Here is a 20,921-nt window from a genome sequence, read left to right as displayed (position 1 = left end):
CTGATCTTTCCGCACGTCCGCGTACCGCATCTGGCCAGCCATGTGCTCGGGCAACTCGCGCGCCGCACACGCGCGGACTGGCTCGATCACTGGGGCTTCGAGCCTTGGTTGCTGGAGACCTTCGTCGATCCGCGTCACCATGCCGGCACCTGCTACCGTGCCGCCGGCTGGCAGTGGCTTGGGGAGACCAGCGGGCGCGGGCTGGCCCGCCCCGGCCAGTCGTATCACAGCACACCCCGCCAGGTGTGGGTCAAACCGCTGACCTCGGATTATTGCGACCGACTGTGCGCCGTGCCGGGGAGCACAAGGTCATGAGCAAACCCTGCCGTCGCCCGGCACGCGCCGCCATCCAGGAGCTGCGCTCAGAGAAGAGGCGGCAGGAGAAAGCACTGAACGCGAAACTGCGCGCGACGGGACAAGTTCCCCACTCCGCCGCTTCTTTGCCCAACCGAGGCTCGGCCTTGGCGACCGTCGACGAGGAACAGGAGGCCCGCGAGGACGCCGTGAGCAAACAGATGCGTCCCTGCGCAAAGAGCTGCCCACCTTGCTCGCCCGACGGGAACCAATTCCCGACCCGAGAGACCCCAGGAAGCGCCGGCACAAGCTGACCTCGCTGCTGCTTTACGGCTTGCTGATGTTCGTCTTTCCGTTCTCCTCCCGGCGCGAGACCCACCGCGAACTATCCCGTCCGCAGTTCATGGCCAACCTCCAACTGCTATTCCCGGAGATCGATACCCTGCCACACGCCGAGACCCTGTTTCGGCTGCTGCGCGACATCGACCTGGAGCACCTCGAACAGGCCCACATCGATCTGGTCAAGCCGATCCGGCTCCTGCTCGACGGACTCTACGCCAACGGGCCGGTGATGCAGCGCTGCCGTGGCTACCACTGGCAGTTCATGATCGTGCTCAAGAACCAGGATTTGTCCACGGTCTGGCAGGAGTTTCGCGCGCTCCACGTCCTGAAGCCGCAAGCCTTGCAGCGCTGCTGGGGACGACGCCAACAACACTTCACCTGCAACGAACTGCGGCTCTTCGATGTGCTGAGCGCGCCGGACGGTACGCTGCTGATCTTCGGCACCGCCCTGCCGCGCCGCGCCAGCGAACTGCCGCCATTCGCTGCCAGTGCCGAGGTCAGCGAACGCCGGGTACTAGCCCGGCCCGAGCCACTGGCCTTTCCGCTCCACACCCTGGTGGTCGACCGCTGGTTCGCCGAGCGCCCATCCCGTGGCGGTCCGGCGCGGAGAGAAGCTCCGGCAAGCACCAGCGTTGCATGGCAGCCCCCCGGGAGTCCAGCCACGCCGACCCCGTCCTGATCCTTTGCGCTCGATCCCCGGCGGGAGGACTGACACAAAATGGCGTCACCGCAACTGGCGCGGCTCGACTTTGAGGACTACGGATACGCTCGGCATTCCCCTGCCTTGCATTCCGCATCCTTACCCGCCCTGCCAGCGCCATGCTGAGCAGACCCGCCGCTACTCCGATATAGCCGACCAGATGGTAGCCGGTGAAGCGCCCATCGGTATCCTGCGCGATCACGAAGCCGGCGAGCGAACTCGCGGCGCCCATGGCCAGCGATTGCACCATCGAGCCGAGAATACCGCCGAACGCCCCGGCCAGCCCGCGCGCCACGAGCAGCGTGGCGTAGCTGGTCGCCAGCCCGCAGGCCAGCGTCGCCAACACAAACAGCGCAAACAGGACGAGCATCAGCCGCTTGCGTTCGAAGCGGTCGACGAAGCCGGCCGCCGGCACGCCGGAGGCACAGAAACTGTAGGAGGCGACCAGCAGGCCGAACTGCCGCGTGTCGATACCCAGCCCCTGCATCAGGAAGGGGTCGAGCGGCATCGTCACCATGAAATCGACGATGTGGCTGAACTGAACGGCGGCCAGCGTGAGCAGGAAACAGCGCTCGCGTTCGGATGAGAGAGTCGGGATCGGTGCCCCTTCAGGTGCGCTCAAGGAGCGGCGCGAGGTTCGGACTCGAAGCGAACGAGCAGATCATCGTAGCGCGCCGAACGCTTAGCGAGCACCCCGCTGGTGCCGCCCAGTACCTCCTCAAAGAAGGCCAGCGTCAGATCAACCGTCGCCGCCTTGACCAAGGGATTCAGGTCGCGCCCGCCCGTGCCGAGGCGGTCGGTGAACATGCTGTGCGAACCGTCGCGAAATGCCACGAGCGCCTTGCGCGCACTGCCGGTCGCCGCGAAAACACGCAGCCGGTCCTCGTAGCCGGAGCGATAGCCGGGAATCCGGATTTCGTCGCCCTTCGCCGTAATGTGCAGCGTCGGGATGCCGACCGGCTGCACGACGGACTCCGGGTCAGGCTCGCCGTGGAAGGGAGGCGCACTGATGATGACGGCACCGACGATTCGGCTGTCGCGGTAACTTTGCATCCCTTGCGGGCGCGCAAACACCGCCCCGGCGGCCAGCAAGGCCGTGTTGGCTCCGTAGGAATGACCGGCAGCGAGAATCCGCCCAGCATCGATCGCGCCGGCAAGCTGCAGATCGGCGAGCACCTCGTCAAGCGCGAAGCGAAGGTCGCGCACGCGGTTGACCGCCTCGGCCTCGCTTGCCGCCGATTGCAGCCGGGACACCATATCCAAAGGGTTTCCACTCCACAGGCGACTATCGCTGCCGGCGTGCTGCACGTGCAGGCTCGCATAGCCACGCGCCGCCCAGTTGGCGCCGAGATAGGAATAGCCCTCGCGCGAACCGCCCATGCCGTGCGAGAAAGCCACCATCGGCAGCGGCCCGTACCGCACCGCCGCGGGCGGCAGGTAGAGTTTGGCGAGCACCTCGCGCTGCCGGTCGCGGTCGAACCACTGGAAATAGCGGATTTCATAGTCGGCCGGCTTTGGAACCAGATCGGCCTCGACCAGCGCCGCCTGGTTGCGTACCGACCAAGACTCGACAAATCCGCCCTCGCGCCCATCCGGCGCCCCCGCGCAGGCGACGAGCAGATTCGCACATGCCGCCAGCACCAGCACGGCGGTCCAATGGATGTGCTTCATCAAAGATCGTCTCCGCGGAGGATTAATTTTTTCCAACTCCCGTCTGATCATCCAGCGCCGAGCAAGTTCAGGTTTCAAAGGAACTTAAACGCGTAGGTTGCGGCGAAGCCGGGCCGGTGCGGACGAATGTCCGCAGGCGATCCGTAGGCGATTCACCTGCCGAAGATGTTTCCGACAGTGCCAAACCTGGAGCAAGACCGATCAGTGCTGAAGTTGACCATAGAGCCGGCTGTAAAGCCCGTCGCCCTTGATCAGCTCATCGTGCATGCCTTCCTCGATGATCTGGCCGCCATCGAACACGTAGGCCCGGTCGGCTTGTTTAACCGCGCTCAGCCGATGGGCGATGATCAGGGTGGTGCGGTTCTTCAGGAACCCGCGTAGCGCCTCATGCAGTCTCGCCTCGGTTTCGGCGTCGAGCGCCGACGTGGCTTCGTCGAGGATCACTACCTGGGGGGTGGACAGCACTACCCGAGCGATCGCGAGGCGCTGGCGCTGGCCCCCGGACAGGCGCACGCCCTGGCGGCCGACGATGGTGTCGAGGCCTTTCGGCAGCTCGCGTACGGTATCGGCCAGTTGCGCCACGTGCAGGGCCTGCCAAAGCTGTTCATCGGTGATTTCGCGGCCCAGGGTCAGGTTCATGCGCACCGTTTCGTTGAACAGCGCGGGATGTTGCAGTACGGTGGCAACATGGCTGCGCACCACGTCCATTCCGATCTCGGTCATCGGCACGCCGTCGAAACTAACCGTGCCGGAGTCCGGTGGATACAGGCCGAGCAGCACCTGGACCAGGGTCGACTTGCCGCCGCCGGAAGCACCCACCAGCGCAACTTTTTCTCCCGGCCGGATTCGCAGGCTGACACCGTTCAACACGGGGGTATCGCCGTAGCTGAAGCGGACGTCTTCCACCTCGACGCCGACCGTATGCTGGCCGGCGAAAGGGTTCTTCCGGTGAGGGTAATGCGGCTCATCCTTCAATTCGAGCAGGCAGTTTATGCGGCTCAAAGCCGCCTTGGCGGCATAGAAGGCGTACTGGATGCCGAGGATTTCCTGCACCGGGCCCATCATGAACCAGAGGTAGCCGAAGACCGCCATCATCTGGCCGATGCTGAGATTGGAGTACACCACCATCAGCATGCTGATGGCGCGGAATACGTCGAAGCCGAACAGAAACACCATGAAGGACAGCCGCCCGGCCGCATCGCTCTGCCAGGAGAAAGCGGCAGCATCAGCGCGAATGCCGCGCGCCCGGTCGATCACCTTGGCAATGTAGTGGCGCTCGCGGTTGATGGCACGGATTTGCTGGATTGCATCCAGGGTTTCGGTCAGCGCCTGCTGGAACAGCTCGAAAGCGCTGTTTTCGCGCTTCTTCAGATCCTTGACACGCTTGCCCAGCACCGTGGTGAAGTAGATGACCGCCGGGTTGAGCAGCAGGATGAACAGAGCCAGCTGCCAGTGCATCCACAGCAGGACGATGGCGGTTCCGACGATGGACAGCAGCGCTACCAGGAATTTGGACACGGAAGCGCCGATCAACGTGTCAATCGCGTCGAGGTCCTTGACGAAATGGGAAGCGACAGCGCCGCTGCCCAGCGTTTCGTACTCGGACATGGCGATGCGGCTCAAACGAAGCAACATCTGCTCGCGCATGCGGAAGACCACGTCCTTGGCGATCAGGGTGAAGCTGCGGCCCTGCCATACGCCCAGGATCAGCGCCGTCAGCCGCAGTGCCAGCGTCAGAGCCAGCACCGCGCTGATATACAGCACCGGCCCCTGCCAGGCGGTGGGGAACTGGCTATTCAGCCAGAACACCAGGCGACCGGGCTGTTGCAGCAGCACTTCGTCCACCAGCAGCGGCATCAGCAGGGGAATCGGCACGCTCGCCACTGCCGCCAAGATGGCGACGATGTGCGCACTAATCAGATCCTTCTTGTGCTTGCGGACGATGCCGAGGATTGAGTGCCAGGTGTATTGCTCGGGCATGATGTGTGGACCGAAAAGGCACTAGAACGCAAAGAGCCTGATCTTTGCAGGGCATCTGCGGCTTTGCCGTGAATGATATCTGGATTATGGCCGCGTCAGTCGCGCGCTTGGCGGCCGACCGCTGCGGCACCGTGGTCGCGGAAATGCACCGCCACTCGTTCTCCCAGTTGCCTGCCACTCAGCCAAGCGCCTTCGACCTTCCCGCCATTCAGCCAGTCGCCACACAGGCCGATCCGGCCGCCGGCTTGCTGTTGTCTCGGGCAATCCAGCGTAGCGGCCCGGCATTCACGAAAGCGGCATCGAAAGGCAACTCGAGCGGCGCGGCGAAGCGCAGCATCAACGCCCAGGCGCCGTGCATGACGACATTGCCGGCGAGCGCCGCCAGACCGGGAGCCGCTTCGCGCAGAAGGGGCGCGGCCTGGGGGGCGGGCAGCGCGAGCAGCGCGGCGTCAAAGCTGCGCTCCAGCCAGCCGCGTTCGGCCGAGAGCAGATGCCAGCCATCCGGGCGGCGCTGCAGTTGCCGGATGCTCGTGTTAACCTCGAGATCCAGCTCGTCGGCGAGGAAGCGGCATGGTGCCGACATGCGCGGCAGGCCGACGAAACGTTCCAATGCGGGGTCGGGGACATGCGCCGACGGGTCACCGAGGACGTGCAGCCTGGGGTGCCAGGATACGGCGACGCCGGCGTGTTGCCAGCGGGCAACTTCGGCGCGAAAGCCAGGATCCCGGGCGGTGAAGTACTGGGCGCCGTGGTCGCACTGCCAGTCGTCGCCGCGTCGGGTGCTCATGCGCCCGGACGGGCCGCGGCTCTTGTCGAAGACGCCCACTTCGAAGCCCGCCGACTGCAGGAGCGTGGCGCAGGAGAGGCCGGCGATGCCGGCGCCAACCACGGCAGCGCGGGGCGGCGAAATCATGTTTGCTTGCTTTGTCACAGCCGACATCGCTCAGCGCCAGCCCTGCAGCCAGCGGCGGCAGTCGGTCAAGTCCCGCCAAGGCAGGGTGAAGCTGCGCCGCGAAATCACGGCCTCGATTTCGACGAGCTCGTTCCGGATGGCGGTCGGCTCGGGGTGCATGACCCGGGTGACGATGAAGTGCTTTTCCCGGTTGCGGGGGACCCGCGCCGTCCACTTGCTCAGCAGCAGCTTCCCTGGGTTGGGACCAGGAGCGGCCGGGCGTCGCTGCGCAGCGGCTCCGGCCGTCACCAGGATTGTCTCGGGCTTCATGGCGGCTTATTTGTCCTGGACAAAATCTAATTTGTATTCTATCATCTTCGCGTTTCGGTGGTAAACAATCCGATATGTGTCCACTACAAAAGCTGACACCCCAAAGGCCGTTGCTGGTGCGGTCAGCAATGGGACGGCCCGAAGATGTGCCGTGCGCCTCTGGCGCGGGCTGAAAGTCCTGGCCCGTCCGCTGCGAGGGTGGCGGCGCGTCCACCCGCCAGAAGCCACGCACGATCTGCAACCCGATGAGTTCCAACCAACGGGTGGGTTGGGTACGACGCGAGCTCGGTGGTCTCGCAGTCCTCGGACTGCTGATGCCGTTGGTTGCCGGTGCGGCCCGCCTGGGTGAGGCGGATGTTCGCGCCGTCCGCCAAGTGGTCGAGTCACGGCTCGGCGCGTTCGCCGCGGGCGACGCCAAGCGTGCCTTCTCCTATGCCTCGCCGTCCATCCGGGCCAGGTTCGGCGACGCGAGCCGCTTCATGGCCATGGTGCAGGGCAGCTACCCAATGGTGGTGCGACCGACCGCCGCTCTTTTCTTCCTGGCGCAAAAGGATCACGGGACCGAAGCGGCCAACGTGACGGTGCGCCAAGCAGTGCAACTGCGTGACCGCAAGGGTCGGCTCTGGAAGGCCACTTACCTGCTCGAGCGGCAGGCGGGCAATGTTTGGCGCATCAACGGCTGCGTGGTTGTGGCCGGCAATGCGAAGTCCTTGACCTGATGCCGTGGCGCAACGGTCCATCGACATGACAGGCGCGGCGGCGCTGCTCTGGTTCAAGCGCGATCTGCGGGTACGCGACCACGCCGTCCTGGCCGTGGCCGTGCCGCGCCGGAGGGCCAGGGCCGGTTGGTCTGATCGAGCTTGAATCGAACCACCCCAACCATCGCGAGGTCACCATGAACCTGTTCAACAAGCTTCCCGGTTTCCAGAGATCGGCGCCGGGTTCGGAGCAGCGCATCTGGCGGCGCCTGCCGGCCATCCTGCTGTGGGGTACGCTGCTACCGCTGCTGTCCGCGGGCGTGAATCGGGCGCTGGCGCCGTTCGTGTCCCTGTCAGGTAGCAACGAAAGCGCACTGCTGTTGTGGGACTACGCGATGTTCGGTGTCTCGCGCTGCACTGGTCGCTGGTGCTGACGGTGGCCCTGGGCTGCTTCATCGTCAGGGTGATGAAGGGGCCGGCTTATGTCGCCGATGCCTACCCTCTGAGTGATGGCGATGTTCCGTCATGCAAGCGATGACCCTCTATTTCGATGGCGCCTGCCCGCTCTGTGCTGCGGAAATCCACCTGCTGGCAGCGCGCAACCGACGCCAGTTGCTGCGCTTTGTCGACCTCAGTAAGCCGAATGCCGAGTTGCCTTGCACCGTGGTGTGCGCGCAAGCGATGGACAACATCCACGCCATCCTCGATGATGGAGGTACCCTGATCGGCGTGCCGGTGTTTGCCGAAGCTTATCGCCGCGCCGATCTGCCGTTGCTGGCCTGGCTGTTTTCGCGCCCCTGCCTGCGCTGGTTACTCGAGCCAGCCTACGCCCTCTTTGCCCGACACCGGGCCCGAGTCTCGGCTTTGGCGGGACCGCCCTTGTTGCGTTTGGCGCAGTGGATTTTCCGTTAGGCAGACAGGCCTGTTCAGCGCCTGCAGAGTCTGACGTCTTCTTGATTTTGCCGATCCCGATTTGAATGACTTCAGTGCTGTTCGATTTTTCCGACCCAAGGTCGGTGGCTTTGTGGAACCCGATCAACGATCGGGTGATGGGTGGGGTATCCCACAGTCAATTACGCAACGACCCAGCGGGGCATGCCCTGTTTTGCGGGCATGTGTCATTCGAGAACAACGGCGGGTTCGCCTCGGTACGCTGCCAGCCCGGTGATTTTGGCAAGAAAGAAGTCATTGCTTATCTCCTGGAAGTTTGCGGCGACGGCAAGCGTTACAAGCTGAATCTGCGCACAGACGAAGGCTTTGACGGCGTCGTTTACCAGGTGGGGTTCATCCCTCCAACTGGTCAGTGGGCGACCTGCCGTCTCGCCAGCGCCGACTTCTTGCCGAGTTGGAGAGGGCGACCGGTACCGGATGCCGCACCGCTCGATACGTCTTGTGTACGACAGATCGGCTTGATGATCGCCGACCGACAGGCGGGGCCATTTGGATTGGCCGTGCGATCGATTGCGACAGAAAGCGCCTGATTCTGCTCGAATTGCCGGGACTTGTCGCCAGGATCGTTCTGTTGGCCGTCCTGCGCCTGGCCATCCATTGCAGCCTGCCACCGGAACGGGTGCTCAAAGCCGGGACGCCGGCCGATATAGGTTGGCAATATCACGATGCCGGCATTGGAAAACCCTTTGTTGGAGATCGATGGCTTGACCCACTGCAAGCAGAGATGCGTATTGCGACAGAGCATCAGGGATAGCGGTAGGCATCGGCCGTCTAAAGCAGCCTGATTCCCCTTAGGTCGGGCAGATTTTTGAAATCGGCCAAAGACAACAGCTGCGGCAAGGCCAGCTTGTGCCAGCTCTGCCACAACCGGCCGACTGCGGCCGGCAACGAGTTGAGCACGCCGTTCGGCGCCATCTGCGACATGAACAGCTGATAAACGCCTTCCTTCGCGCCCGCCAACACCGTGCTGGCGAGCACGCTGCTGCCCGCGACCAGATAGGTCTGCAGGTCGCCGAACGCGATCAGCAGTGGCTTGGGCGCCGGCATGAACGGCTTGAGTGTGCGCCCGGCGAGCAAGTGCGCGACGTTGGCCACGGCGAGCGCACCCATGTCGATGGCGTTGTAGGCCTGCTTGCCGACGGCTTGCGGCAGCTGCGACGCGTCGCCGACGACGAAGGTGTTGTCGAAATATCGACTCTGCAGCGTCTGGTGCACGTCCGCCCAGACCTGTGGTGGCCGCGCCAGGCCCGACTCGCACAATAGCGCTGGCGGTGCCAGACCGGCCGTCCATAGCGTGAGCTCGGAGCGCAGCCGCGTGCCGTCCGTCAGGCGCACGCCTTTTGGAGATACGCTGGCAATCGTCGTGCCGGTGCGGAACTTCACCGCATACGGCTCGCACAGGCGGCGAAGATCGGCATCCAGTGCCGCCGCCAGACCGGGCAGCAGCTGGGCGCTGGCTTCGACCAGCTCGACCGACAGACTGGCATCGTCGCGGTGGCGACGCAGTATCTCGCCCAGTGCCTCGATGCCAGAGATGCCGCCGCCGGCGATGACGATGCGCAGCGGCTTGCCTTGCTGCACGAGCATGTGCAACCTGTGCTCGATCGCCAGGGCGTCGGCGACGCTGCGAAACCGCATGGCGTAGCGGTCGGCGCCCGGGGTGTGATGCGTGTTCCATAGCGCGCCCACCGCCACGATACAGGCATCGAAGCCCAGTTCACAGCCGCCGGCCGTAGCCAAGCGGCACTGCGCCGGCTGCAGTACGGTCACGCGATCCCGCAGGAAGCGGTGTCCCGCCTGCTCGACGATGGCGATGCGGTCCAGACGCAGTCCCTGGGGCGTCTTCACGCCTGACAAGATCTCGTGGATGTTTGGCAACCACTCGAAGTGTTCGCTCGGGTCGATGACCGTCACCACATGGTGGCGTGACAACTTGATCGCGGCCGTCAGGCCGGCGAAATTGCCGCCGACGATGGTGATGCGCTTGCGCTTGCGCTTTTCGGACATTGAGTTCCCTGTTGAGGCATCTGGGTCATGCGCAGTCCGGTTTACCAGGTAACGATCGGACCTGGCCCGCCGTCCGGCAAATCCCCGGGGGGAGACGCCATGGTTGCAGTCCTAAAGGGACAGGAAATTCAGCGATCTCTCGCGAAGTATCGCCGCGCTTTTCTGCCCATGTCAATCGGCAATGTCGTTCAGGAACGTAATCGGCTGCGGCCCGCGGCGGCCAGACGCCTTTTTCGGCCGCACGCTCAGGTCCATCTGATTGACCGCGGCCAGAACAAACCGGGCCAAGTGATGCTCCGGGAGCCACTCTGCTTCACACGGTCGACGCCAGCGTGCGCGTCGAAGGGACCGACCGCCAGGGCCTGGAACGGCTGTTCGCCCGTTACGCCTGGGCGCTGCTGCTCGCGCGGATCTATGAGGTCTTTCCGCTCCTCTGCCCACGCTGTGGTGGCGAGATGCGAATCATCGCCTTCATCACCGACGCCGGGGCCGTTCGCGACATCCTGACCCATCTGGGCGAACCGACATCGCCGCCACGCCTGATGCCCGCCCGTGCGCCCCCGCTATGGGAGAGGCCGGGCGCCACCCTGGCCGAGGACGAACGGCAGCCACAACCGGTGCCGGAGTACGAATTCGACCAGCGCATTACCTGGTAGGTGCCAATGCGCAAAGGTCCAGACTGAAAATTCGGGATGCGCCCGGCGCAGGATCGCCCGCACCCGGGAAACCACCTCGCGGGGGCTTGGCGACGTAGTCGTCAGCGCCGAGTTCCAGCCCGACGATGCGGTCCACCTCGTCGGCACGGGCGGTGAGGAAAATCACCGGCACGTCCGAATGCCGCCGCAGAGCGCGACAGACGTCAAAGCCGCTCATGTCCGGCAGACCGACGTCGAGAACGACCAGATCGTGCTCTCCGGCCGCCAGCCGGGTCAGCGCTTCCGCCCCGAGAATGCAGCAATCACTGGTGAAGCCGTCGGCTCGCAGAACATAGGCCAGGGTGTCGGAAATGGCGGGCTCGTCGTCGACGATGAGGATCTTCATGACCACGATGGTAGTACATTCCGCGGCCGTCGTCGTCGCCCACGGACAGCCAGCCGCGAGCGTGGACGGGAAGCCGACGTTCAGGAAACTTCCCTCTTCTGCCCTCCCGCTCGTGCGCTTGCCCGGCCTTCTTGTTCAATCAAGCACCGTGATCATCCCATTCATTTCCTCATGCCCCGATCCGCAGAACACGTCGCATAGAAATTCGACTTTGCCGACCTTGGCCGGCAGCACGCGCAGGCGCGTGGTCTTGCCCGGCACAATATCGGCGCGCACACCAAGGTCCGGCGCGTTGAATCCCATGAACACGTCTTGCGTGGTGAATTCCAGGATGACCGGCACGCCTTTCTTGAGCTGCACGTCGTGCGGGGTGAATGCAAACTTCCTGGCGGTGATCTTGATCACCTGCTCGTCCATCGCGACGGCTTGCGCGGCGACATAGGCAGCGGTCATCATTGCCGTGGCGCTCGCCACGGCAATGAGCAGTTGTGCTTCACGTTTTGTCAGTAGCATTTGCTTGCGCTTTCTTGACGACCGTGAATTCGCTGAGCGCGGTTTGCCCCGATTGGGTGTCGACGCTGACACCGCGGAAGCCCAGCCCCTTGTACGGCTCCGACGCGTCCCATGCGAGCGGCGCACGTTTGGGCACACTGCCGGCGACGGGCAACGGAAATATCAGCGATTTCGCCGCATGGTGCGCAATATGGCCGGTCATGTGGTGATGTTCCTGATGGATGTGGCCGTAGAACACCGTCAGGTTTTTGTACGGCAGCAACAGGTCGATGGCCCTGGCTCCGTCGCGCGTCGCCCAGTCCCATTGCGGATACAGAGCGAACAGCGGTCGGTGGGCAAATACGACGATGGGCGAATCGGTTTTCTGCTGCCTGAGATCGGCGGCGAGCCACTCGAGTTGCTCGCCACCCATGCTCGCGCCGGCATCGGACACGTTGTCGACGACAATGAAGTGCACGCCCTTGTGATCAAAGGTATAAGTCGTGGCGCCGAAAAATTCCCTGTACGCCGCGCTGTTGTCGAGCGCAGAATCGTGTTCGCCGGGCATGAAGCGAACGGTTTTCACCTTGAGATCGCTGGCGATCTGAGTGAATTCGGAAAGTCGCCGGCGACGTTCCGCCGGATCATCCGTCGTATGCGTGAGATCGCCGGTGAAAATGATGAAATCCGGCTGCCGTTCAAGCGCGTTGACCGTCGTGATCGCCTTCTTCAGCGTGCCCTTCGCGTCTGGATTGGGCGGACCTTCAAAGCCCCAATGGCAGTCCGACAATTGCACAAAGTAGAATTCGTCCTGCCCTGCCGCCAGCGCAAAGCCCGGCAGGCCGGACGCAAACACCACTCCACCGAGTCCCGCAAGTTTGAGAAAATCCCGTCTGTCGATCGCATTGCTCATTGCCGTCTCCTGTTTTTGGTGGATTGAGATACAGTCGCGCTTGCCACCTCCCTATAACCGGCGCGGCAACGGAAATATTCCCGGCCGGCACGGGAATAAAACGTGCACCCAATCGGTAGTATCGGCAGCACATCAATCGCCTTGGACTTGAGCTTGGAACCACAACGGCAGACGCGATTCGAGGAAACCGTGATGGCGCATTTCGACGCGGCCTATAACCTGGCACGCTGGCTCGCGCGCGACGAGCACGACGCCGAAGACGTCGTGCAGGAAGCCTGCCTGCGCGCGTACCGGTTTTTCGGAAGCTTTCACGGCGGCAACGCGCGCGCATGGCTGCTCGCCATCGTGCGCAACACGTATTACACGTGGCTTGAAAAGAATCGGGCGCAAACGCTGAACGTGCAATATAACGAGGACACGGTCGCGGCCGTCGATTACGACATGGCGACCACCGGCGACAGCGTCGAGCGCTTATTGCATGCAGAAGACACGCGGCGGTGCGTGCACCGCGCGCTCGAGCAGATCCCGGCGGAATTCCGTGAGGTGATCGTGTTGCGCGAACTCGAAGACCTGTCGTATCGCGAGATTGCCGAGATCGCTGATATCCCGCTCGGGACCGTGATGTCGCGCCTGTCACGCGCGCGCAAACTGCTGCTGCACGCTTTGCAAGAACTCGACCAGGAATCCTGATATGGACTGCGCGCGAACCCGTAATTACATGCACGGCTATCTCGACCGCGAACTCGACCCGGTCACGGCGTCCGGCATCGAAGCGCATTTGCAATCGTGCGCGGCGTGCGCGCAAGCCTACGCCTTGCAAACCTCATTGCATAAGGCGATCAAGGGACAGGCCACGTACTACACGGCGCCCGAAGCGCTCGCGGCGCGCGTACGCGCAGGATTCAGAACGACCCGTGAATCAGCCGGCAAAACGTACACCCCTCCGCACACCCCTCGCCGACAATGGTTGGCGCTCTTCGCGGCGGTTGCGGCGAGCGTGTTGATAACCTGGACTGCCGTCATTCAACTCGAAACCGGATCGCGGGATGAGCGTATCGGCAGCGAGGTCCTTGCCGGTCACGCGCGCGCGGTGCTGACGAACCATCTGGCGGAAATCGCATCCTCCGATCGGCACACCGTCAAACCCTGGCTGAGTTCGAAGCTCGATTTCTCGCCGCCGGTGACCGATCTGACCACTGCGGGATTCCCTCTCGTCGGCGCGCGTCTCGACTACCTTGACAATCGTCCGGTTGCGGCACTTGTTTACCGCCACCGCCAGCACGTGATCGATCTTTTCATCTGGCCGGACACGCAAGCGTCCGCCGCCGCCATGCAGGCATCGTCGAAGCAGGGATTCAACCTGCTGCACTGGACCCATGCAGGCATGACGTTCTGGGCGATTTCTGACCTGAATCCGGCGGCCATCAGAACTTTCGCCGAGACTTACATGGGCCTGGCAGAGGCGGCAGGCTGAAAACCAGCACTCATCGGGAGCAGAGCAGCCCCAACTCAGTGCAGGACGATCGGGCGTGCTGCACCAGCGCAGTAGGTGTCGAGGAGGGCGTCGATCGATTCTTCGTCGCGTTCATTGTCGGGAATGGCGTCGATGGCCTGGCGCAAGTCCCGTGCGACTGATCCCTGGACATAAAGGCTGCGGCTGGCCGCCTTGTCGACCAGCTCAAAACCCTGTTGTACCGGGTAAGTGACTTGGAAGGGCTCATTGAACCCGTCACAAGAGGAGACCCGGAATCGCCATTGAGATGGACTGCCAGGAGTGTGCGCAATGCTGAAGTTCATGGACGAGCGTCGGCACAGCGGTCGTGAGCATGAAGGCGGGTTTGAGGCCTTCGAGCGGGAGGTACGGCAACGCTTCAGCGAAGCGGAGCGCGAATTTGTTGGGGAAGAACTGGCGCGGTTGGACGTCAGTCTGCCGGAGATTTTCATTAGCGGAGTGCTGCACCGACGGGTCATCAGTGGCTACGGTGAATACCTGACGGCGGCTGGGCCGGTGCGCGTGCTGCGGCACCGCTACCGTGCGGTGGGGACGAACGGGCAGAGCGAATGCCCGCTGGAATGGCGTGCTGGAATAGTGGAAGGTTTCTTCACGCCGCTGGCGGCGCGGATGGGCTATGGGCGGTGACGCATCTGAGCCCGAGCGAGAGTGAAAGCTTGTTTCGCGAATTGGGCGGTATGAATCCCTCCCGCAGCAGCCTGGACCGTTTGCCGAAGGGCGTGAGCGAGAAGTGGGAACTGGGGCGCCGGGAATGGGAACCGGCCCTGCGTGCGCAGGAAGAGGAGGTCGCCGGTGCGGCGGTGCTGGCGGTATCGCTGGATGGCGTGATGGTGCCGATGAAGGACGGACAGCGCGAGGCCAAACGCGAGCAGAGCCGGCAGGAAGGCAAGCAAACCCGTGGTCCAGCGGGCTGTCGCGAGGTAGGTTGCGGGACGGTCAGCCATTACGATGGGCAAGGCGAGCGCCTGCGAACGGTGCGCTATGGTCGCATGCCGGAGTCGAAGAAGCCGACCTTGAAGCGCCAATTGGCAGCGGAAGTGGAAAACGCCTTCCGGCAGCAGCCGAACTTGCGCCTGGTCAAAGTCGCCGATGGGGCGCGCGACCACTGGGAATTCCTAGCCAAGGAACTGCCGCCGGGAATTGAAGTGGTGGATTTCTTTCACGCCGCCGAACATCTGCGGCGCGCCTTCGATTCCATCTACGGCGAGGCTTCCCCCAAGGCCAAAGCGAAGGCCGAGGAATACCGACAACGGATGCTCGATGCCGAGGACGGCGTCGGCAAAGTCATCCGGACCCTGACCTATCACCGCCGACGTAAGCTACGCTCGAGAAAGAACTACAGTACTTTCGGCGCAATCGATCGCGCATGGACTACGCCAGGCTCCGCGCCCAGAACCTACCGATTAGCTCCGGCGTGATCGAAGCCACTTGCAAGACCCTGGTCACCCAGCGCATGAAGCGATCCGGTCAACATTGGACCATCGATGGCGGTCAAGCCATCCTGACCTTTCGCGCCCTGGCTCAGAGTGAGCGCTTCGACGCTGCCTGGAAAATGGTCGCTGCCGAGTATCAGCAGGACATGGTCTTCCCCGAAAACGTGCTGCCTTTCCCGGCTCGGAGAACATCAGTGAAGCCAGACCTAATGCTACCGCGCCACATCTCGACTCTACACCCAGTCTCAACAACTACACCATGAAACTGGTCGCGCTCAATGTCCAGCGAGGCAAGTTCTTCCTCCGAGAGCTTGATTCCCGACGAGTAGGCGTTTTCGTCGAGCGCAGCCCTAATCCGCAAGCCGCTATCGGTGGTCGTGTTGCCGATCCGGTTGACCACAAGCTGCCGGCTCACTAGCGGTCGTTCGTGCCAATTGGCGGTGATGTGGCAGAACATCCGATGCTCGATCTTGTTCCATTAGAACTGTCGTTGTCACGCCAAGGTCGTAGAATCGGTAGCAGTCATTTTCGGACATTCGGACCATGCTCGAGGAAATCAATCACCTGGCGTTGATCGGCGGTCTGATGCAGCAGATGTGCGTCTATCTGGTGATTGCCTATCTGTTGAGCAAGACGCCGCTGTTCGCGCCGCTGATGCAGGTCACCGTGCGCCTGCCCGGCAAACTGGTCTGTTACTTGGTCTTTTCCGGCTTCTGCGTCATGGGCACCTATCTCGGTTTCCAGATCGAAGGCGCCATTGCCAATACCCGCGCCATCGGCGCCGTACTCGGGGGGCTTCTCGGTGGGCCGATCGTCGGACTGGCGGTCGGCCTTACAGGGGGTCTGCACCGCTATTCGCTCGGTGGTTTTACCGACACGGCCTGCGCGGTGTCGACGACTGTCGAAGGCCTGATCGGTGGCGGTCTGCACTTCTACCTGTTGCGCCGCCATCGTGCCGAGCAACTGCTCAACCCGATGATCGCGCTCGGGACGACGCTGTTCGCCGAATGGATGCAGATGCTGATCATCCTGCTGATGGCCAGACCCTTCGATCAGGCCGCCCGGCTGGTCGCGCATATCGCGCTGCCGATGACGCTGACCAACGCCCTCGGCGCGGCCCTCTTCATGCGCCTGATCCTCGACCGCCGGGAGACGCTCGAGAAGTATTCGATCGCCTTCTCGGCGAAAGCGCTGCGTATCGCCGAGCGCTCGGTCGGCGTGCTGATGCAGGGTTTCAACGAGAGCAACTGCAGCCGCATGGCGAAAGTCATTCAGGAAGAAACCGGCGTCGGCGCGGTGGCGATCACCGATTGCGAGAAGCTCCTCGGCTTCGTCGGCGTCGGCGCCGACCATCACCTGCCGGGAACGCCGATTGCCTCGCCACACACCCGGCACGCCATTGAACACAATGACGTCGTCTATGCCGACGGCGCCACCGTTCCCTATTGTTGTTCAGTCAGCAAGGACTGCAAGCTCGGCTCGTGCCTGGTCATCCCGCTGCGCGGCGAAGAGAACCGCGTCTTCGGGACGATCAAGCTCTACGAACCGAAGCGGAAGTTCTTCTCCTCGCTCAATCGCACTCTCGGCGAAGGGATCGCCCGCCTGCTCTCGAACCAGGTCCTGGCCGGCCGGATCGAGGAGCAGAAGCGGCTGCTCGCGCAATCGGAAATCAAGCTCCTGCAGGCGCAGATCAACCCGCACTTCCTGTTCAATGCGCTGAACACGCTGGCGGCGGTCATTCGCCGCGACCCGGAAGCCGCGCGACAGCTCGTGCAGTATCTGTCGACCTTCTTCCGCAAGAGCCTCAAGCGGGTCGGCAAGGAAGCCACGCTCGGCGATGAAATCGAACACGTCGATGCCTACCTGCACATCGAACTGGCGCGCTTCGCCGATCGCCTCGAGGTCGTGTTTTCCATCCCGGACGAGCTGCTGCCACTGCGTCTGCCCGCCTTTTCGCTGCAGCCGATCGTCGAGAACGCGATCAAGTACGGCATTTCGCAGATGCTCGAACCCGGCACCATCAGGGTCAGCGCCGAACGCCAGGCCGACGTGCTGACCATTATGATCGAAGACAGCGCCGGCCTGTATCGACCCCTGCCCGATGGCGACGGACTGGGAATGAACCTCGTCGATCGGCGGATCAAGATTCGCTACGGCGCGGCCTACGGCATCGAGGTGAGCTGCGAACCCGATTGCTGGACGCGCGTCGCCATCCGTTTGCCCATTGAGGAGGAGCTGGCGCCATGCTGACCGCACTGATCATCGATGACGAAGCGCCCTCGCGCGAGGAACTCAAGGCGCTGCTGGCTGCTGCCCCCGACGTCGAGGTCCTGGGCGAATGCGCCAACGCCATCGAGGGGCTGTCGGCGATCCATCGCCTCCGCCCCGACGTGGTTTTCCTCGACATCCAGATGCCGCGCCTCAGCGGTCTCGAAATGGTCGGCATGATCGACGCCTCGGCGCTGCCGCAGATCGTCTTTGTCACCGCCTACGACGAACACGCCCTGAAGGCTTTCGAGGAGCACGCCGCCGACTATCTCCTCAAACCCATCGATCCGCAGCGTCTCGCCCGCACGCTCGACTGGTTGCGCTCGGGAGTACGCCACTCCCCCAGAGCATTTCCGGGATCGACCGAAAAGCTGCGCCAGATTCCCTGTTTCGGCCGCAACCGCATCTTCCTGCTGGCGCTCGACGAAGTGGAATTCATCCACACCGACCTCGCCGGCGTGCAGGTCATCGGCAACCAGCGGCAGGGAACCACCGAACTGAGCCTCAAGATCCTGCAGGAGCGCACGTCGCTGATCCGCTGCCACCGGCAGTTCCTGGTCAACCTCGACCAGATCACCGAAATCGAATTGCTCGACAATGGCGCCGCCGAGATCATCACCCGCAGCGGCAGGCGGGTGCCGGTCAGTCGCCGGCATCTGCGCGAGATGAAGGACCGCCTGCTCATTCCGTGAGCACGCTCGAAACCGTCCGCCTTGCATCGAAGCGTGCCATTGCCCGCCCAACCCCTTGCTGCCAGCCGCGACAGTTCTGGGAACCTGCGCTTCTTCCGGGCAGGAAGAGCAGCGCCATTCACAACGCCCAGAACGCCGCTCAATCCGCGTGCCAACCGCTCGCCAGATAACACGCCGTGCGGCCTTGATCGGAGCTAGATTTCGTGGCGCACCACGTCAGGAGTCGCCATGCCAAGGTTTCACCTCCTGCCAGTGCCTGGTCAATGGGCCATTCTCAGGCTTCGACGACCGGTTTCCCGAGACGGCCACAGCGACTTTGCGAGAAGCCGTGGCAGGCCGCCATGACGCAACTCACTCCTGGAGGAATCGTGAACATCGTTTCCAAACATGCCATCTGGTGGCTCCTGACGGCGGTCGGGGTATTCTCCCTCGGCATCGTGGCGCTATCGCGGGGCGAAACCATCAACGCCTTGTGGATAGTCACCGCCGCGGTCTCCATCTATCTCGTCGCCTACCGCTATTACAGCCTGTTCATCGCCGACAGGGTCATGCAACTCGACCCGACACGGGCGACACCGGCTGTTCGCCACAACGACGGTCTCGACTACGTTCCCACCAACAAGTACATCCTGTTCGGCCATCACTTCGCGGCAATCGCCGGCGCCGGTCCGCTGGTCGGCCCGGTACTGGCGGCGCAGATGGGCTACCTGCCGGGAACGCTGTGGATCATCGTCGGCGTCGTCCTCGCCGGCGCGGTGCAGGATTTCATGGTGCTGTTCGTGTCGACACGCCGTGACGGCCGCTCGCTCGGCGATCTGATCAAGTCCGAACTGGGTTTCGTCCCCGGAATCATTGCCCTGTTCGGTACCTTCATGATCATGGTGATCATCCTCGCAGTACTCGCGCTGATTGTCGTCAAGGCGCTCGCCGAAAGCCCGTGGGGAACCTTCACCGTCGCCGCGACGATCCCGATCGCCATGTTCATGGGCGTCTATAACCGCTTCATCCGTCCCGGACGTGTTGGCGAGATCTCGATCGTCGGTTTCGTGCTGCTGATCGCGGCGATCATCGTCGGCGGGCAGGTGGCGGAGAGCGCCACCTGGGCTCCGCTGTTCACCTTCAACGGCAAACAACTGACCTGGATGCTGATCATCTATGGCTTCGTCGCTTCGGTGTTGCCGGTCTGGCTGCTGCTCGCGCCGCGCGACTACCTGTCGACCTTCCTGAAGATCGGCACCATCGTCGGTCTGGCGCTGTGCATGGTCTATGTCGCACCGAACCTGCGCATGCCGGCCGTCACCCAGTTCGTCGACGGCACCGGTCCAGCGTGGTCGGGAAGCCTGTTCCCGTTCATCTTCATCACCATTGCCTGCGGTGCGGTTTCGGGCTTCCATGCGCTGATCTCGTCGGGAACGACACCGAAACTGCTCGACAACGAGAAGAACGCGCGCATGATCGGATACGGCGGCATGCTGATGGAATCCTTCGTGGCGATCATGGCGATCGTCGCCGCTTCGGTCATCGATCCGGGCGTCTACTTCGCGATGAACAGCCCACCCGCAGTCATCGGCAAGACCGTCGAAGGCGCTGCCCAGGTGATTTCGCAGTGGGGTTTCGTGATCACCCCGGAAGTGCTGGTGCAGACCGCCAGGGACGTTGGCGAGAACAGCATCCTGTCGCGAGCCGGTGGCGCACCGACGCTGGCCGTGGGAATGGCCCAGATCTTCTCGCAGGTCTTCGGCGGGCAGACGATGATGGCCTTCTGGTATCACTTCGCGATCCTCTTCGAGGCGCTGTTCATCCTCACCGCCTGCGACGCCGGGACGCGCGCCGGACGATTCATGCTGCAGGATCTCTTGGGTACCTTCGTGCCGTCCTTCAAACAGACCAACTCCTGGCCGGCCAACCTGACCGCTACCGGCCTTTGCGTCGCCGCCTGGGGCTACATCCTCTACCAGGGGGTGGTCGATCCGCTCGGCGGCATCAACAGCCTGTGGCCGCTGTTCGGCATTTCCAACCAGATGCTGGCCGGTGTGGCGCTGATGCTGTGCACGGTGGTCCTGTTCAAGATGAAGCGGCAGAAGTACGCCTGGGTGACGATCGTTCCGGCGTGCTGGCTATTGGTGTGCACGCTGACCGCCGGTTGGGAGAAAGTCTTCCACGCCAATCCCAAGATCGGTTTCCTGGCACTCGCCGACAAGTTCCAGGCTGCGCTCGACAGGGGGGAGATCCTCGCGCCGGCGAAGAGCGTTGAGCAGATGCAGCAGATCGTCTTCAACAACCACCTCGACGCGGTGCTGGCGACCTTTTTCATCTTCGTCGTGGTCAGCATGCTGTTCTACACGATCATCGCCTGTCTGAAGGCAATGCGTGACCAGAAGGTCACGACGAGCGAAATGCCCTACCAGGCAATGCCGACCGCCAAGGCCTGAACCCCTTGTTCAACGACCTTTCCCGGTTCGGCAAGTATCTCGGGCAGGCAGCCAGATTGATGGTCGGCCTGCCCGATTACGAAACCTATGTCGCCCACATGCGCGCGACGCATCCCGAACTGCCGGTGATGAATGAAACCGACTTCTTCCGCAATCGTCAGGAAGCGCGCTACGGAGCCGGCCGTTCCGGCGGCTGCTGCTGAGCCGCCGGTGCGGCCCGCAGCATTGTTCTGCGAAGACGAGGAGCGCCGGTCGAGGCCCTTCTCTTTCGC

General features: G+C 63.2%; 22 protein-coding genes and 5 pseudogenes. 16 read left to right on the top strand and 11 right to left on the bottom strand.

Going from position 1 to position 20,921, the window contains the following annotated elements:
- Positions 1-315, top strand: a pseudogene (locus tag E4Q08_RS11110) (Druantia anti-phage system protein DruA); the annotation flags it as partial.
- Between the two features lie 229 nt (positions 316-544).
- Positions 545-1,315: a transposase family protein gene (locus E4Q08_RS24680; protein ID WP_248594839.1), complete on the top strand. Its 771-nt coding sequence runs from the start codon at positions 545-547 to the stop codon at positions 1,313-1,315.
- Between the two features lie 298 nt (positions 1,316-1,613).
- On the opposite strand, the pseudogene E4Q08_RS25740 reads toward E4Q08_RS24680, so the two are convergent.
- The 5 genes and pseudogenes from E4Q08_RS25740 to E4Q08_RS11085 form a co-directional block, all read right to left on the bottom strand.
- Positions 1,614-1,844 (bottom strand): annotated as a pseudogene (locus tag E4Q08_RS25740) (MFS transporter); the annotation flags it as partial.
- A gap of 110 nt (positions 1,845-1,954) precedes the next feature.
- Positions 1,955-3,007 carry an alpha/beta hydrolase family protein gene (locus E4Q08_RS11100; protein ID WP_169070433.1) on the bottom strand — a complete coding sequence of 351 codons (1,053 nt, stop codon included), beginning with the start codon at positions 3,005-3,007 and terminating at the stop codon, positions 1,955-1,957.
- A gap of 201 nt (positions 3,008-3,208) precedes the next feature.
- Positions 3,209-4,987, bottom strand: a complete 1,779-nt coding sequence (locus tag E4Q08_RS11095; RefSeq protein WP_169070432.1) for an ABC transporter ATP-binding protein — start codon at positions 4,985-4,987, stop codon at positions 3,209-3,211.
- A gap of 208 nt (positions 4,988-5,195) precedes the next feature.
- Positions 5,196-5,900 carry an NAD(P)/FAD-dependent oxidoreductase gene (locus E4Q08_RS11090; RefSeq protein ID WP_308240109.1) on the bottom strand — a complete coding sequence of 235 codons (705 nt, stop codon included), beginning with the start codon at positions 5,898-5,900 and terminating at the stop codon, positions 5,196-5,198.
- 30 nt (positions 5,901-5,930) lie between these two features.
- Entirely contained in the window at positions 5,931-6,209 is a 279-nt protein-coding gene (locus tag E4Q08_RS11085) for a TIGR02450 family Trp-rich protein (RefSeq protein WP_169070431.1), read from the bottom strand.
- 314 nt (positions 6,210-6,523) lie between these two features.
- Here E4Q08_RS11085 and E4Q08_RS11080 point away from each other — a divergent pair, with 314 nt between their 5' ends.
- From E4Q08_RS11080 to E4Q08_RS11065, 4 genes are all read left to right on the top strand, one after another.
- A complete protein-coding gene (locus E4Q08_RS11080) occupies positions 6,524-6,928 on the top strand; it encodes a DUF4864 domain-containing protein (protein ID WP_169070430.1) in 405 nt (134 codons plus the stop codon).
- Between the two features lie 176 nt (positions 6,929-7,104).
- The gene (locus E4Q08_RS11075; protein ID WP_169070429.1) at positions 7,105-7,341 is read left to right on the top strand and encodes a hypothetical protein; all 237 of its coding nucleotides are present in this window, start codon (positions 7,105-7,107) and stop codon (positions 7,339-7,341) included.
- A 91-nt stretch (positions 7,342-7,432) separates the two neighbouring features.
- Positions 7,433-7,819, top strand: coding sequence for a thiol-disulfide oxidoreductase DCC family protein (locus tag E4Q08_RS11070; protein ID WP_169070428.1), 387 nt, complete (start codon positions 7,433-7,435; stop codon positions 7,817-7,819).
- 65 nt (positions 7,820-7,884) lie between these two features.
- A complete protein-coding gene (locus tag E4Q08_RS11065; protein WP_169070427.1) occupies positions 7,885-8,388 on the top strand; it encodes a CIA30 family protein in 504 nt (167 codons plus the stop codon).
- A 241-nt stretch (positions 8,389-8,629) separates the two neighbouring features.
- Here E4Q08_RS11065 and E4Q08_RS11060 read toward each other — a convergent pair whose 3' ends face one another.
- Entirely contained in the window at positions 8,630-9,865 is a 1,236-nt protein-coding gene (locus E4Q08_RS11060; RefSeq protein WP_169070426.1) for an NAD(P)/FAD-dependent oxidoreductase, read from the bottom strand.
- Between the two features lie 332 nt (positions 9,866-10,197).
- On the opposite strand from E4Q08_RS11060, the gene E4Q08_RS26115 reads away from it, so the two are divergent.
- Positions 10,198-10,521 (top strand): hypothetical protein, encoded by a 324-nt coding sequence (locus tag E4Q08_RS26115; RefSeq protein WP_169070425.1) that lies wholly within the window; start codon positions 10,198-10,200, stop codon positions 10,519-10,521.
- Between the two features lie 33 nt (positions 10,522-10,554).
- Here the strand turns inward: E4Q08_RS26115 and E4Q08_RS11050 are convergent.
- The 3 genes and pseudogenes from E4Q08_RS11050 to E4Q08_RS11040 all read right to left on the bottom strand — a co-directional run.
- Positions 10,555-10,906 (bottom strand): annotated as a pseudogene (locus E4Q08_RS11050) (response regulator); the annotation flags it as partial.
- 135 nt (positions 10,907-11,041) lie between these two features.
- Positions 11,042-11,362, bottom strand: coding sequence for a cupredoxin domain-containing protein (locus tag E4Q08_RS11045; RefSeq protein WP_248594838.1), 321 nt, complete (start codon positions 11,360-11,362; stop codon positions 11,042-11,044).
- 37 nt (positions 11,363-11,399) lie between these two features.
- A complete protein-coding gene (locus E4Q08_RS11040; protein ID WP_169070423.1) occupies positions 11,400-12,311 on the bottom strand; it encodes a metallophosphoesterase family protein in 912 nt (303 codons plus the stop codon).
- Positions 12,312-12,503: 192 nt separating this feature from the next.
- Here E4Q08_RS11040 and E4Q08_RS11035 point away from each other — a divergent pair, with 192 nt between their 5' ends.
- On the top strand, positions 12,504-13,001 hold the full coding sequence (locus E4Q08_RS11035; protein WP_169070422.1) for a sigma-70 family RNA polymerase sigma factor: 498 nt from the start codon (positions 12,504-12,506) through the stop codon (positions 12,999-13,001).
- Between the two features lies 1 nt (position 13,002).
- The gene (locus E4Q08_RS11030) at positions 13,003-13,785 is read left to right on the top strand and encodes an anti-sigma factor family protein (RefSeq protein ID WP_169070421.1); all 783 of its coding nucleotides are present in this window, start codon (positions 13,003-13,005) and stop codon (positions 13,783-13,785) included.
- Positions 13,786-13,820: 35 nt separating this feature from the next.
- On the opposite strand, the gene E4Q08_RS11025 is transcribed toward E4Q08_RS11030, so the two are convergent.
- On the bottom strand, positions 13,821-13,988 hold the full coding sequence (locus E4Q08_RS11025) for a DUF3567 family protein (protein WP_248594846.1): 168 nt from the start codon (positions 13,986-13,988) through the stop codon (positions 13,821-13,823).
- Positions 13,989-14,009: 21 nt separating this feature from the next.
- Here E4Q08_RS11025 and E4Q08_RS26360 point away from each other — a divergent pair.
- The 3 genes and pseudogenes from E4Q08_RS26360 to E4Q08_RS11010 all read left to right on the top strand — a co-directional run.
- Positions 14,010-14,093: pseudogene (locus E4Q08_RS26360) on the top strand (ISAzo13-like element transposase-related protein); the annotation flags it as partial.
- Between the two features lies 1 nt (position 14,094).
- Positions 14,095-14,451 (top strand): hypothetical protein, encoded by a 357-nt coding sequence (locus E4Q08_RS11015; protein WP_169070420.1) that lies wholly within the window; start codon positions 14,095-14,097, stop codon positions 14,449-14,451.
- A gap of 50 nt (positions 14,452-14,501) precedes the next feature.
- Positions 14,502-15,242, top strand: coding sequence for a hypothetical protein (locus E4Q08_RS11010; RefSeq protein ID WP_169070419.1), 741 nt, complete (start codon positions 14,502-14,504; stop codon positions 15,240-15,242).
- Positions 15,243-15,513: 271 nt separating this feature from the next.
- Here the strand turns inward: E4Q08_RS11010 and E4Q08_RS11005 are convergent.
- Positions 15,514-15,735 (bottom strand): annotated as a pseudogene (locus tag E4Q08_RS11005) (ISAzo13-like element transposase-related protein); the annotation flags it as partial.
- A gap of 65 nt (positions 15,736-15,800) precedes the next feature.
- Between E4Q08_RS11005 and E4Q08_RS11000 the strand changes: the two are divergent.
- From E4Q08_RS11000 to E4Q08_RS10985, 4 genes are all read left to right on the top strand, one after another.
- Entirely contained in the window at positions 15,801-17,507 is a 1,707-nt protein-coding gene (locus E4Q08_RS11000) for a sensor histidine kinase (RefSeq protein ID WP_169070418.1), read from the top strand.
- Entirely contained in the window at positions 17,501-18,217 is a 717-nt protein-coding gene (btsR, locus tag E4Q08_RS10995) for a two-component system response regulator BtsR (RefSeq protein ID WP_169070417.1), read from the top strand. The genes E4Q08_RS11000 and btsR overlap by 7 nt, the downstream gene beginning before the upstream one ends.
- Before the next feature lie 368 nt (positions 18,218-18,585).
- Positions 18,586-20,649, top strand: coding sequence for a carbon starvation CstA family protein (locus E4Q08_RS10990; RefSeq protein ID WP_169070416.1), 2,064 nt, complete (start codon positions 18,586-18,588; stop codon positions 20,647-20,649).
- A gap of 5 nt (positions 20,650-20,654) precedes the next feature.
- Positions 20,655-20,852, top strand: a complete 198-nt coding sequence (locus tag E4Q08_RS10985) for a YbdD/YjiX family protein (protein ID WP_034919332.1) — start codon at positions 20,655-20,657, stop codon at positions 20,850-20,852.
- The last annotated feature ends 69 nt before the right edge of the window (positions 20,853-20,921 follow it).

Source organism: Candidatus Accumulibacter contiguus (genome assembly GCF_012940005.1).
In the GTDB taxonomy this organism is placed as follows: Bacteria; Pseudomonadota; Gammaproteobacteria; order Burkholderiales; family Rhodocyclaceae; genus Accumulibacter; species Accumulibacter contiguus.
The sequence above is the reverse complement of the archived record's forward strand: the minus strand, read 5'-3'. Positions and strand labels throughout refer to the sequence as shown.

Bases quoted from the DNA above. Each gene is read 5' to 3' on its own strand.
- E4Q08_RS11100 (WP_169070433.1), bottom strand. From the start codon at position 3,007: ATGAAGCACATCCATTGGACCGCCGTGCTGGTGCTGGCGGCATGTGCG.
- E4Q08_RS11010 (WP_169070419.1), top strand. From the start codon at position 14,502: ATGAATCCCTCCCGCAGCAGCCTGGACCGTTTGCCGAAGGGCGTGAGC.
- btsR (WP_169070417.1), top strand. From the start codon at position 17,501: ATGCTGACCGCACTGATCATCGATGACGAAGCGCCCTCGCGCGAGGAA.
- E4Q08_RS11075 (WP_169070429.1), top strand. From the start codon at position 7,105: ATGAACCTGTTCAACAAGCTTCCCGGTTTCCAGAGATCGGCGCCGGGT.
- E4Q08_RS11015 (WP_169070420.1), top strand. From the start codon at position 14,095: ATGCTGAAGTTCATGGACGAGCGTCGGCACAGCGGTCGTGAGCATGAA.
- E4Q08_RS11090 (WP_308240109.1), bottom strand. From the start codon at position 5,900: ATGATTTCGCCGCCCCGCGCTGCCGTGGTTGGCGCCGGCATCGCCGGC.
- E4Q08_RS11030 (WP_169070421.1), top strand. From the start codon at position 13,003: ATGGACTGCGCGCGAACCCGTAATTACATGCACGGCTATCTCGACCGC.
- E4Q08_RS11065 (WP_169070427.1), top strand. From the start codon at position 7,885: ATGACTTCAGTGCTGTTCGATTTTTCCGACCCAAGGTCGGTGGCTTTG.
- E4Q08_RS11000 (WP_169070418.1), top strand. From the start codon at position 15,801: ATGCTCGAGGAAATCAATCACCTGGCGTTGATCGGCGGTCTGATGCAG.
- E4Q08_RS11085 (WP_169070431.1), bottom strand. From the start codon at position 6,209: ATGAAGCCCGAGACAATCCTGGTGACGGCCGGAGCCGCTGCGCAGCGA.
- E4Q08_RS11080 (WP_169070430.1), top strand. From the start codon at position 6,524: ATGCCGTTGGTTGCCGGTGCGGCCCGCCTGGGTGAGGCGGATGTTCGC.
- E4Q08_RS11035 (WP_169070422.1), top strand. From the start codon at position 12,504: ATGGCGCATTTCGACGCGGCCTATAACCTGGCACGCTGGCTCGCGCGC.
- E4Q08_RS11060 (WP_169070426.1), bottom strand. From the start codon at position 9,865: ATGTCCGAAAAGCGCAAGCGCAAGCGCATCACCATCGTCGGCGGCAAT.
- E4Q08_RS11095 (WP_169070432.1), bottom strand. From the start codon at position 4,987: ATGCCCGAGCAATACACCTGGCACTCAATCCTCGGCATCGTCCGCAAG.
- E4Q08_RS11040 (WP_169070423.1), bottom strand. From the start codon at position 12,311: ATGAGCAATGCGATCGACAGACGGGATTTTCTCAAACTTGCGGGACTC.
- E4Q08_RS11045 (WP_248594838.1), bottom strand. From the start codon at position 11,362: ATGATGACCGCTGCCTATGTCGCCGCGCAAGCCGTCGCGATGGACGAG.
- E4Q08_RS11070 (WP_169070428.1), top strand. From the start codon at position 7,433: ATGCAAGCGATGACCCTCTATTTCGATGGCGCCTGCCCGCTCTGTGCT.